Below are 13,505 nucleotides of genomic sequence, written 5' to 3'. Positions count from 1 at the left end.
AATTTTAGTTCTTTATTTCCATTTTTGTATGGCTAATACCTACTACTTTTCTTCAGTTTCGGGGAATGATAGTCGGTCATCAACAGAAGCCCAAAATCCTGCAACGCCCTGGAAGAGTATTGAAAAACTCAATTCTTATTTTTCCAGTTTAAAAGCAGGAGATGAGGTGTCGTTTAAGAGAAATGAGGTCTTTTCAGGATCCATCATTTTAAAGGCATCAGGCATATCTTTTACAGCATATGGAACAGGAAGTAATCCAACTATTAGCGCATTAACAATAATTACACAGTGGCAACCCGTTGGGAATGGAATTTATGAAAGTTTAAGTACGCTAGAGCGTGCAAATGTCAATGTATTATTAATTAATAATGCAATTCAAGAATTAGGTAGATATCCTAACAGCAATGCTGCCAATAAAGGCTATCTAAAAATCGAATCTAAAAATGATAACTCCATTACCGACAGTAAACTCGGATCGAGCATCAACTGGAAAGGCGCTGAAGTTGTAATCAGAAAAATGCATTGGATTTTAGATCGTCATCCAATTACGGCCCATAATGGCAATACATTGGTTTTTGATCGCAGTAACAGTAGCTATACTCCGAGCGATAATTATGGTTATTTTATTCAGAATGATCTTCGTACCCTTGATAGTTTTGGGGAATGGTACTATAATCCGTCAAACAAGAAGATATATGTATACTTTGGTACTAATGCACCGTCTTCATACAATGTCGAGGTTAGTGCCTTAGATAATATTATAGCCTTAAATGCTGCAGATGGTGCACAATCTAATATCAGATTTGAGAATATCAACTTTAAAGGCGCAAATGAGAATGCATTTTCGCTAGCTTCAGGGTCGAATATCAGCCTTAAAAACTGTAATATAGAATTTAGTGGAAATACAGCGATAAGCGTAACGGATATAAAGAACCTTACTGTAGAAAATTGTATAATTTCAAGCTCACAAAATAACGGTATTGCGCTTACCGATCGTTGTACCGGCGCCATAATAAAAGGTAATTCAATCAATAAAACAATGCCATTTTCAGGCATGGGCAAAAGTGGCGACCATAACGGGATCGCTATTTATGCTACTGCCAATAATACGCTCATTGATCATAACCGGATAACTAATACAGGTTATGTGGGAGTTTACTTCGGGGGAGAGAATTCTCATGTAAAAAATAATTTTGTTGACAATTATTGTTCAATAAAAGATGATGGAGGAGGAATTTACACCTTTACCGGTGTGGTTAACACTAATTTTACCAATAGATCTATTGTGAATAACATCATTACAAATGGAATCGGAGTAAAAGAAGGTACCAGCTCAGAAACTGGTAGTGCAGTTGGGATTTATTTAGATGATAATGTAACTGGTGTAAACGTATCTAATAACAGTGTGAGTACGGTAGCCGATAATGGGATCTTTATTCACAATGCGAGGAATAATGCTATTACCAAGAATACGGTATATAATTGCGGTGCTGCCTTTTCCACCTCCCACGATGATCTTGGTAACCCAATTACAAATCTCCAGGTTTCAGAAAATATATTTTTTGCTAAGTATCCTACACAATGGGCAGGTAAGCTTACCTCAAAAAAGGATGATATTAGTAACATCGGCTCGTTAAATAATAACTATTATTTAAGGCCTTTCGATGATGATAAAGTGATTCATACGCAGCGGTTTATTCATAGTCCATCTTATATTGAAACAAATTTAAATGTAGCTGCTTGGGCAGTTCAGTTCAAGCATGATGCCAATTCAAAGAAATCTCCAATCACTTTTCCTGCTCATATCTTTAATAAAACTATAGGAGGCAATCGTTTAGCTAATGGTGCATTTACCAGTAACGTTGCAGGGCCGATGTTCTATGGCGATGGAAGTACATCTACTTCTTGGGATAATGGAAATAAATTAGGTGCCGGAGGTTCGATGAAATTAACCAGCAGTGCATTATCTTATTTTATAATCAATGTGGGTGCTGTTGATGCGTCAAAGAGTTATGTGTTACGCTTCAAAGCTTCGGGTAACAAAGATGCAGCTATTAAAACCTTTTTAAGACAATGGAATGCGCCATTTGGAACAATTTCCACTATTAGCACAGTTAAACTTACTGGTACGACCACTAGCTACGAATGTATTTTTTCATTTCCAAAAACTGAGGCAAATACTTGTATCACCATTCAATCAGACAATGGAAACTTTGTTTATTGGTTAGATGATATCGAATTTCTTGAAGCTGATGTAACCAATACCAAGCCAGATGATTATATCAGGTTTGAATATAATGCAAGCGATGCGGTTAAGTTGGTAAGTTTAGATGGAACCTACGTAGATGCCAAAAATGCCTCTTATTCTGGTAGTGTAAATGTAGCGCCCTATTCCTCAATTATCTTAATGCGTACATCTGCCACTATTACACCAAGTGCTCCAGGGGTAAGCGGTAACGATGAAAGCAATACGTTAGTGAGTACCCATGATCAATTTCCAAAAGATATTCTTGTGAGCGAAAACGGTGGAGAATTTAAAGCCTATACCGATACAATAAAAGTTGGAAATGTTACTAGGGATGAAGGTTATTGGAAGTTTAAAATAAAAGCGGCAACCAATAGAAACGAGAGTGCAGAAACACCAAGCCCCGCTTTTACTGCTACCGCAAACACTCCCTCTGCCCCGAAAATAATTGCTGATGATGCAGCCAATACCCTGATGGCTACCCATGATCTATATGCCTCTCATATCGTATTTAGTGAGAATAACGGCGATTATCAAAGCTATACCGGAACAATAAACGTGGGCAATGTAGCCAGGATAGCCGGCTATTGGAAATTCAAAATCAGTTCTGGTACTAACCGAATGGAAAGCTCGGTAGTCAATAGTCCGGCATTTAATGCGCTCACTGCACCAAGTGTACCTATACTTGTTGCAGATGATGTGGCCAATACGCTATCTGCTAATCATGATACCTACGCAGGGGATATTGTGGTAAGTGAAAATGATGGCGCTTTCCAGATTTATACTGGAACAATTAGTGTGGGCAATGTAGCCCGGCCCAGTGGTTATTGGAAATTTAAAATTCGACCGAGTACGAACCGCAGCGAAAGCGCTGTGGTTCCAAGCCCTGCTTTCAGTGCAACAGGATCTGCAACCCCACCTGTACTCACTGCTGATGATACTGCGAATACCCTAAGTGCCTCCCATAACCAATATTCTTCTGAAATTATATTTAGTGAAAACAACGGAAGCTATCAAAGCTATACCGGAACAATAAATGTGGGGAATGTTTCCAGGGTAGCCGGCTATTGGAAGTTTAAAATTAAAGCAGCAGCAGATAGGGCAGAAAGTAGTGTAATAAATAGCCCTGCCTTTTACAATGCTGAAATCATCTCTCCGCCAGATCTCTTTGCAGATGATGTGGCCAACACGCTAACTGCTAGCCATACCTTATATCCGGCTGCAATTGTTGTGAGTGAAAATAACGGTGATTTTCAGGCTTATACCGGCTCTATCAGCGTAGGTAATGTTTCAAGACCTGCCGGTTATTGGAAATTTAAAATCAGCGCTACAGCTAATAGAAATGAAAGCGCTTTAGTATCAAGCCCGGCTTTTACCATTCCGGATAAACCTGGCGCACCAACCATTACTGCTGATGATTTGAATAACACGTTGAGTGTAAGCCACGATTTATATAGTAAAGATATATTAGTAAGCGAAAACGGTGGTAATTTTACAGTTTATGCGGGCACAATTAATGTCGGCGATTTTTACAGAGCTACTGGCTACTGGAAATTTAAAATAAAAGCGACTGTAAATAGACTGGAAAGTGATGTGATTTCGAGCCCGGTGTTTACAAAATCAAGCGAAACCGCTCCTCCTGTAATCACTACAGATAAAATAGCTAAAACATTAATTGCTTATCATGATGAGTTTCAGGATAAGATTGTTTACAGCGAGAATAGTGGTGTATTTAAAAGCTATCAAATGCCAATTCCGGTTGGCGATGTCGATCGTGAGGCTGGTTATTGGCGCTTTAAAATAATTGCTGGGCCCAATAGGAGGGAAAGTGCCATTGTGGGTAGCCCCACGATTAGCAAGAGTATATTGGATAATTCAATTGAGCTATCCCTGTATCCAAATCCGGTACAAAGCATTTTGAGTGTAAAATATCCAGAAGTTAGCAACACAGCAATAATCGAAGTGATCTCAATTAACGGACAAAAAGCTAAAAAAGTTATTTTGGAAAAGGGCAGTGTACAAAATGAAATTGATGTCTCTAATTTGCCTATTGGAACATTTCTTTTGTATTTTAATAACGGTGTAAATAAATTAACCAAAAAATTTATCAAAGTAGACTAGGCAGCTTTGAAAAAGTTTTAAAAAAGGGCTGTTAGGCCCTTTTTTCAATTGACCACAAATTATGTGAACTTAACTCCTAATTAGCTCGCCATAGCAGTAGTTAATTGTTTATCGTCGAAAGCATGTATGTAAGACATTGTGCTTTCGATATTTTTTTTGGATGAGGCTCCAAACAGTATGGATTCAATATTGGGTAAGCTACAGATATATTCAATTGCTTCCTCTGGAGGGATAGCTCCACCAGCAAGTACCTGCATTGCAATAAACCTACCTTTCTTGGTTCTAAGCACTTCTTCGTATGCTTCAATACTGCCCGACATTCGAAAACCAACCTTGTTAATGGAACTGCAAATTATTGGGTTTTCAATTCCATTTCTTTCCAAAACCGCATGTAACTTAGGCATGTTCATCGTAATAAAGCCCGGCTCGGCGTTGTATTTTTTCTTGATGTGATTACAGAAAGCAACCAGCACCTCATCACAGTTTAATCCTAATAGTAAATCTGTAATTACATTCTGCAGAAAAATAACAGGGGTATTAATGCCCTTAAACATTTTCATTTCTGCATCAATCATTAATTGAATTAATGAGATATAATCTTTAGAAATGATAGCCATACCACCTTTAAATAGTGAGCCAAATACATTACCAGGAACATATTGCTTAATAGTACCCGATATACCAAGTTCTGTTACCGCGTTAGCATATTTATGCGCATACGGCATACAAGGAAAAATTTTGTAATCGGCATACTGTTCCGGATCTTTCCTGATAATATCGCAAATGGCTACAATTCTATCGTGAGTTGTACACATAAATGTATTCAAGCCCACATCTTTTGCGCTATTTAATGTCTTCATAATCGCATCATCAGTTTTAAACTGAATAGATTGTGCCCGAGATTTTTCGTCCGAAATGTGGTTTACAGCGAAAAACTGATTGTCGCCAAATAATACTCTGTCCATGATCATGTTACCTATGTTGTTTAATTAATTCAATAACTTTATCTGTTTGCCAGGCTTGATGAAAAGTATTAACCGTGTTGGGCTTCCTTTTCATAACTGCATCAATAAAATAATCTATTTGTGCTGAATACTCTTCACCGCGAAGGTTGAAGTTAACCTGGTCGGTTAGGTCGGTGATATACTTTACGTTCCAGCCTTTGGTATAGTCTTTTGTTTCGTCTTTAAGGTATAACTTCAGTTCATTTGCATCAGAAATTATTTTGCCTTTTGAACCTAGAATAGTAACTGTTGTAGACATTTTACGGTACGTTTCTTCACTCCAATTTACCGAAAGAATGCCACTTACATTACTTGTAGTATTCATTACCGAATACACCGCATCTTCAACAGTGTTTGAATAAATGGATTTTAGCGTAGCACCTTTAACCTGATTAATTGGCGAAATAATGTCGTTAACCAAATCGATTACGTGTGATGCATAATCCATTAAGCAGCCACCACCTTCTTCTGGTTTAGATCTCCATGAGCTTTGCTTTGCTTTGGTAACTACAGGGCCATAAGATTCGGCAACGAAATGATAAACCTCTCCAAGCATACCTGATTGAACGATACGTTTCACCTCCTTGAAAGTTCCAACAAACTTGTTATGATAGCCCACCTGATTAACCAGATTTTTTCTTGCTGCCAGTTCAATAAGTTCCGTGCCTTCTGCAGTATTAAGGCAAAAAGGTTTTTCAGCAAAAACATGGATGTTCTTTTCCATCGCAAGTTTTATAATCTGGTGATGGAATTTTGTTGGTACAGCCACAAAAACCGCATCCGGTTTTGCATTATCGAGCATTTTTGCAAAATCTGCGAAACAATCTAATTTAGAATAACGCTCCAAAAAGTTGGTTACTACTTTTGAGGTATCGCAAACACCAACAACTTCAACGTCAGGGTGAGCTCCTAATATCGACAAGTGAGAAACACCCATCTTGCCGGCACCTACTAATGCAACTTTTATCATTTTATATTTTCTTTAATTTTAAAAAAATCAATATTACATGACCGAAGAAGGTCATCTGGTTTTTAATATTCCTACGAAAGATTTCGGGTCTATAAAAAATTCTAATTAACCATGCCATTCTTATCTGGAACCAAAATTGATGAATGGCTTTCTGAGTTCCAGCAAACCAATCAAATACGTTCCCGATACTAATTACTAATCCTGCATTGATATGATCTCTAAACTGCGTAGCCCACTTTTCTTGCTTAGGGCAAGTCATTCCCACAAATAAAATATCTGGTTTGAAATCGTTTATCGTATCAAGCATTTTTTGGTTATCCTCTTCGGTAAAGGCTTCCTTAAACGGAGGAGAATAACTTTTGGCTTCGATGTTATTGTACTCTTTTTTTACTCTTTGTTCTATTTTATTTAGCGTTTGTTCACTTGATCCTAAGAAGAAAACTTTTCCACCTTGTTCTGCCATCCTTTCCATAAAATGATAGAAAACATCTGGACCTTGGTTCTTTTTGATATTTTTCCCTTTCAGCATCAATGATGCAAAAGCGAAGTACACTCCATCCAACACCAGGTAATCTGTCTTTTTTAGGGCCTCTTTAAATACATCATCTTTGAGCGATAAGCCATAAGAATTCGGGCTAATCGTGTTGATGGTTCTGCATTTATCACTTCCAATGGCTATCGTGTTTAAATCATCAGAAAAAACCTTAAAATCCAGTACGTCTACAAATAGGGGTAAGTTCATCAGTTTTAATCTTTCAATGGTTCGGTATACGTGTTACGCTGAATATTTATCGTTTTTTATAACATTACTAAAGTCTTACAATTTAGCTTGCACTACAATAGCCTTATAGGGCTATGATTCAAAAAATTCATCTTCAGGACCGTTTAAGCTTATTGTTGATGCAGATTTTTGCAGCACTCGGTATTACTTGTTATAACCGGTAAAGTCTTTGTGCTCTACTTTTTCCAGTGCTGATGGAGGTAGTGTTTTAAAGTATTCATAAGTAATTTTCAAACCTTCTTCTCGCTGAATTTTTGGCTCCCAACCTAAAATATTTTGTGCTTTGGTGATATCCGGCCTACGTTGTTTTGGATCATCTTGTGGAAGCGGTTGATAAACAATCTTCTGATTAGTTCCTGTGAGCTTAATAATTTCTTCGCAAAACTGTTTGATAGTTATTTCATCGGGGTTACCGATATTAACAGGTTGCGCATAATCGCTCATTAATAAACGACAAATGCCCTCAATCAAATCATCAACATAGCAAAATGAGCGGGTCTGGCTGCCATCACCAAAAATAGTAAGGTCTTCACCTCTTAAAGCCTGGCCTATAAAAGCGGGTAACACTCTTCCATCGTTTAAGCGCATACGTGGGCCATACGTATTAAAAATTCTAACAATTCTCGTTTCTACACCATGAAAAGTGTGGTAGGCCATGGTCATTGCTTCTTGGAAACGTTTTGCCTCATCGTAAACACCACGAGGCCCAACAGGATTAACATTTCCCCAGTATTCTTCTGGTTGTGGGCTAATATTTGGATCTCCATATACCTCGGAAGTAGAAGCAATTAGCATTCTTGCTCCCTTGTTGCGGGCTAAGCCTAAGAGATTGTGTGTGCCTAAAGAGCCAACTTTTAGCGTTTGTATTGGAATTTTTAAATAATCAATCGGGCTTGCTGGCGAGGCAAAGTGTAAAATGTAGTCTAATTTGCCAGGGATGTGTACAAATTTGGAAACATCATGATTGTAAAATTCAAAGTTTTCCAATTTAAACAGGTGTTCAATGTTGGCAATATCTCCGGTTATCAGGTTATCCATGCCAATAACATGATAATCATCTTTAATAAAACGATCACAAAGATGTGAGCCCAAAAATCCTGCAGCTCCGGTGATTAATATCTTTTTTCGTTTCATATTAGTCTATTAATTTTCTACCTATACTGTTATAATAGTAGCCGAGATCAATCATCTTTTGCAGATCGTAAAGATTACGGCCATCAAATATTACTTTCGATTTTAGAAGCTTTTCCATTTGGTCAAAATCAGGTGTTCGAAATAAAGACCACTCTGTTGCAATCAGCAAAGCATCCGCGTTATTCAATGCTTCATAAGCACTGTTTGCATAGGTTACTTTATCTCCGATGGCGTTTTTAACATTAGTCATTGCTTCCGGATCGAACACACTTACACTTGCGCCATGTTTTACAAGAGCATCAATAATATAAAGTGATGGTGCTTCGCGGATATCATCAGTTTCTGGCTTAAATGCTAATCCCCAAAGGGCAAAATTCTTTCCTTGAAGATTATTTTTATAGTATTTTAATACTTTATTAACGATAATAAGTTTTTGATTTTCATTAACATCCATTACCGCGTTAAGGATTTGAAAGTTATAATCGGCATTGTTTGCCGCCATCACTAAAGCCTGTACATCCTTTGGAAAGCATGATCCTCCATAGCCTATTCCTGGAAAAAGAAATCGTTTACCAATTCGTTCATCGGTACCAATACCTCTTCTCACGGCATCAACATCTGCCCCTACTAATTCGCAGAGGTTTGCAACCTCATTCATAAAAGTGATTTTTGTTGCTAGAAAGGAATTGGCTGCATATTTAGTAAGTTCAGATGATCTCTCGTCCATAAATAAGATGGGATTTCCCTGTCTTACATAAGGAGCATATAATTCCGACATTAATTTTATAGCTTTTTCACTTCTTGTACCTAATACTACACGATCTGGTTTCATAAAATCATCAACGGCAACACCTTCCCTTAAAAATTCGGGGTTTGAAACCACATCAACGGGTACGTCGGTATTTTTTTCGAAAACAGCTCTTACCTTATCGGCAGTACCAACGGGTACGGTAGATTTATTTACTATTACTTTGTATTCCGTGATCAGTTTGGATATATCTTCAGAAGCGCCAAGAATGTAAGAAAGGTCTGCAGCACCATCGCCGTTTGGAGGAGTAGGGAGCGCCATGAAGATAATTTTGGCATCTTTGACGGCGGAGGCCAAATCAGTAGTGAAATGAAGTCTTCCCTGCTCTATATTTCGATTGAATAATAAGTCTAAACCAGGTTCGTAAATGGGAACTTCTCCATTTTGCATCTTTGCAACTTTCTCCACATTTATATCAACACAGATAACATTGTTCCCAGTTTCTGCCAAGCAAGTGCCCGTTACCAGGCCAACATAGCCGGTACCAATTACAGCGATTTTCATATTGAGGAGTTTTTTAGTTATTAAATTGTTTATAATCCTGGTAGGCCAGGTTAAGACCTTCTTCCAGGTTAATTTTGTGTTTCCATCCTAATGAGTGAAGCTTAGAAACATCCATAAGTTTTCGGGGCGTTCCGTCAGGTTTATTGCTATCGAATGCTAACTCTCCGTCGAAACCAATTACCTTCTGGATAGCAATGGCAAGATTTTTTATCGTCAGATCTTCTCCGGTCCCTATATTTACCAGCTCGGCTTCATTATAGGTTTGCATTAAATAATAACAGGCATCGGCCAAATCATCAGCAAATAAAAATTCTCTCATAGGAGAGCCAGACCCCCAAATCACTACCTTATCTGATTTGTTAGTTTTAGCCTCATCAAATTTTCTGATTAACGCAGGTAAAACATGTGAATTTTCGGGGTGGTAATTATCATTATAGCCGTATAGATTTGTCGGCATTACCGAAATAAAATTGCAATTATACTGTGCTCTGTAGGCTTCGCACATTTTTATACCAGCGATTTTAGCTATCGCATAAGGTTCATTAGTTTGTTCCAATAATCCTGTTAGCAAATAATCTTCCTTAAGTGGTTGTGGAGCCAATTTCGGGTAAATGCAACTCGAACCCAAAAACATCAGTTTTTTTACACCATGAATATGAGACTGGTGAATAACATTGTTTTGTATAGCCAAATTCTCGTACAAAAAATCTGCTCTGTACGTGTTGTTTGCTACAATTCCCCCAACTTTCGCTGCGGCTAAAAAAACGTAATCGGGTTTCTCTCTTTCAAAGAAATTTTCAACAGCCTGTTGATTTCGTAAATCTAGTTCGGTGGAGGTTTTCGTAATGATATTCGAAAACCCTTCCTTTTCGAGTTTTCGGTAAATGGCGGATCCCACCATGCCACGATGACCGGCGATGTATACTTTTGAGTGCTTTTCCAATGTTTGGCTTTTATCAATGTAACCTTTTCTGAGATTTAAATCTGTTTTTGCAATACCTTTTTAGAACGGATTAACTAAATATTTCCACACCGTTTATAGACTTTTTATTTGCTAGATTATGTGAACGAAATTATCAAAGGAGGAAGTGTTAGGCAATAGCCCTTTGATACTATCATCTAAAATACCACCGAGAGGGAGTTAAAGAAAGCTTCACTTATCAATAGCTAAAAAGGGCTATTGGATTTTTTACGCGAACAAGATAATTTAGTCTGTTGAAAACAAACTATAACTATTTTTAATTATCGGCCATCGCTAATTATTAAGAACTATCGAACATCACTACTATAATCTTTAATCGGTACGAATTTGAATGTGACTCACTTGTTTCTGATTATAATTATGGTATCACATGTCATATAATTCATCTGCAAAGATTGAGAATAGCTTTCGGTTTCAGCAGAATAGCCAAATATCACTAATTACATTTCCTATCAATATTAAGTAATGCATTGATTTTTTTATTTGTAGTGGCCACATTCCAGTAATAATTGGTCAGATTATATAAGCGCATCGTGGCTCTGATTTTCGGTAACAGTATCTTTTTTCTAAATAAACCCTAACAAACTAAGTATGTCTCTCATAAACGATAAACATAAACTACAGATTCTCGAAACTAAAAACCAAGTCGGAGATTTGGAAAACATAATAAAAAAATATCTCTATCACTGGCCTTTGCACATTCTGGCTGTAAGTATATGTGTGGCAGTAGCATTACTGTATTTATATTTTGTTTCTCCAACTTATGAAGTTAAAGCAACTTTAATGATCAGTGATGAGAAGAAGGGAAGTCAAAGTTCCGCTCTAAGAGAAATCGATTTGTCTAATTCTTTTAAGCTTGTAGAAAACGAAATTGAAGTTATCAAATCTAAAAAGCTTATCCGTCAGATGGTTAATGAACTAAAGTTATGGATTGGTTATTATAGAAAGGACGGGCTTAGGTACATCGATTTGTATGAAAATACTCCGTTTGTTTTTGTTTCGGCTAACATTGTAAACTTTGACGACCTACATAACCTCGATGTGGTTATACTTGATGATAATAGATTCCAGTTGAAAATTGATGGTGTTGACCAGGGACAATTACGTTTTGATAAACAATATGTTACTACATTGGGAAGCTGGAAGCTTCGAAAGTCGAAAAATATTTCTGACTATAAAGGGCAACAAATTAGGTTAAAACTCAGAAACGTTGATGAGGTATCAGATCTGTATCAGAAAAATATTGGTGTGAACTTATCTAATAAATTATCAACAATGGTGAATTTGGATATTAAAGACCCGGTTGCCCAACGTGGGAAGGATATTCTGAATACCTTGATTTCTAAATATAACTTGGAAGCATCTTTTGAAAAAAACAAAGATATAAAGAACACAATAGATTTCTTAGATCAAAAAATTGAGGCACTTTCTACGGATCTAGGCTCATCAGAAAAGGGGCTTGAAGACTTTAAAAGTAGTGAAGGTTTAACCGATATAAGCTTACAATCGAAGGTAAGCCTAGAAAATCTCCAGGCAAATGATACTAAACTTAATGAAGCCAATATACAATTAGAAGCGATAAACAGATTATATTCATATGTGTCTTCTGCTCAAAATTCGGAAAAGATACCTTCCGCTAGCGGTATTACCGACTTAGCATTAAATAACTCAATCGAAAAATTAAAGTCGCTTCAGCTAAATTACGAAGAACTTTCTGCAATTATGCCAGAAACAAATCCAGAGTTTGAGCCCATCAATCGTCAAATAAAAAATACTAAGGCAGTAATAAAAGAAAGCGTAAAAAATATAAAAATCACTTTGGAGCAAACGCGGAAGAAGCTTCTCAACTACAATTCCAAATTTGAAACTTCAATTAGGAATATTCCTACTCAAGAGCGGAAGTTTATTGATATAAAGAGAGGACAATCTAGTAAAGAGGGCCTTTACACTTACTATTTGCAAAAAAGGGAAGAAGCTGCTGCGAATTATTCTGGTATTCTAAAGAACGAACGTACAATTGACGAAGCATACTTTATCGCTCCGAAGAAAAGCCGTTCGCTGTTAGTATTAGCGATATCTATTTGCTTGGGCCTTTTATCAACCGCCTTAATCATTTATTTGCGTGTAGTGTTAAGTACAAAGATTTTAAGTTTAAGAGATATTTTAGACCGGTCAAACATCGATGTTATAGCTGAGCTTCCGCTAGAAAATAATAAAAATGAGTTGATAATTAACGGTAAGGAACACACTGCGCTAACTGAGCAGTTGCGCAGTTTGAGAACGAAGCTTCATTATCTGCATGGAGAAAAAAAAACAGGGCGGGTTACACTGATCACTTCGAGTATAGCAGGTGAGGGAAAAAGTTTCATTGGGGTTAATTTGTCATTATCATTGGCCTATGCAGGTAGAAAGACAATCATATTAGAATTAGATATGAGAAGACCAAAAGTTGGAAAAGCTTTGAGCTTGAAGAGTAATACGTTTGGTTTAAGCGATTATTTTGCGGGACTTAGGTCAGTCGAGTCGGTAATACAACATTCGAAAACGCATGAAAATCTCGATATTATTGTATGTGGCGCTCTCGTTTCGAATCCAGCCGAAATGCTTGAAAAACCTGAGCTGAAAACTTTGATAGATGAATTAAGTGTTCGCTATGATGACATCATAATTGACAGCCCCCCACTGCATTTAGTTCCAGATGCCGCTATGATATCTCCATTTACAGATGTTTCACTATTCATCATCAGGCAAGGTCTCACGCAGAAAAGTGAATTGCAATTTTTGAATTCCATGGTAAGACAAGAACAATTGAAAAATGTTAAGATTGTTTTTAACGGTATTGAAAAAGTAAGGTTTGGGTACGGCTATGATTTTGCGAATACATACTATACCCCTAAAGAGCGCCAATTATTCGCTCCACTCTTCAGCAATTTCAGCTGTCGGTTTTAATCAATCA

8 protein-coding genes are annotated in these 13,505 nt (G+C 37.1%); 2 read left to right on the top strand and 6 right to left on the bottom strand.

From position 1 onward, the window contains the following. Positions 1–28: 28 nt before the first annotated feature. Positions 29–4,366: a right-handed parallel beta-helix repeat-containing protein gene (locus tag ACZZZC_RS00145; RefSeq protein WP_463486331.1), complete on the top strand. Its 4,338-nt coding sequence runs from the start codon at positions 29–31 to the stop codon at positions 4,364–4,366. 80 nt (positions 4,367–4,446) lie between these two features. On the opposite strand, the gene ACZZZC_RS00140 is transcribed toward ACZZZC_RS00145, so the two are convergent. From ACZZZC_RS00140 to fcl, 6 genes are all read right to left on the bottom strand, one after another. Beyond that, positions 4,447–5,331: an aldo-keto reductase family protein gene (locus tag ACZZZC_RS00140; RefSeq protein ID WP_463484273.1), complete on the bottom strand. Its 885-nt coding sequence runs from the start codon at positions 5,329–5,331 to the stop codon at positions 4,447–4,449. A 7-nt stretch (positions 5,332–5,338) separates the two neighbouring features. Beyond that, positions 5,339–6,340, bottom strand: a complete 1,002-nt coding sequence (locus ACZZZC_RS00135; RefSeq protein WP_463484272.1) for a Gfo/Idh/MocA family protein — start codon at positions 6,338–6,340, stop codon at positions 5,339–5,341. Position 6,341: 1 nt separating this feature from the next. Then, complete coding sequence (locus ACZZZC_RS00130; RefSeq protein ID WP_463486330.1) at positions 6,342–7,082, bottom strand: WecB/TagA/CpsF family glycosyltransferase; 741 nt, start codon at positions 7,080–7,082, stop codon at positions 6,342–6,344. 183 nt (positions 7,083–7,265) lie between these two features. Beyond that, complete coding sequence (locus ACZZZC_RS00125) at positions 7,266–8,255, bottom strand: UDP-glucuronic acid decarboxylase family protein (RefSeq protein WP_463484270.1); 990 nt, start codon at positions 8,253–8,255, stop codon at positions 7,266–7,268. 1 nt (position 8,256) lies between these two features. After that, complete coding sequence (locus ACZZZC_RS00120; RefSeq protein ID WP_463486329.1) at positions 8,257–9,567, bottom strand: UDP-glucose dehydrogenase family protein; 1,311 nt, start codon at positions 9,565–9,567, stop codon at positions 8,257–8,259. A gap of 13 nt (positions 9,568–9,580) precedes the next feature. After that, the gene (gene fcl / locus ACZZZC_RS00115) at positions 9,581–10,510 is read right to left on the bottom strand and encodes a GDP-L-fucose synthase (RefSeq protein ID WP_463486328.1); all 930 of its coding nucleotides are present in this window, start codon (positions 10,508–10,510) and stop codon (positions 9,581–9,583) included. A gap of 630 nt (positions 10,511–11,140) precedes the next feature. Between fcl and ACZZZC_RS00110 the strand changes: the two genes are divergently transcribed. Beyond that, positions 11,141–13,498 (top strand): GumC family protein, encoded by a 2,358-nt coding sequence (locus tag ACZZZC_RS00110; RefSeq protein WP_463486327.1) that lies wholly within the window; start codon positions 11,141–11,143, stop codon positions 13,496–13,498. Positions 13,499–13,505: the final 7 nt, after the last annotated feature.

The sequence above is a fragment of the Pedobacter sp. AC212 genome (assembly GCF_979258625.1).
This window is presented reverse-complemented; position numbering and strand designations above follow the sequence as displayed.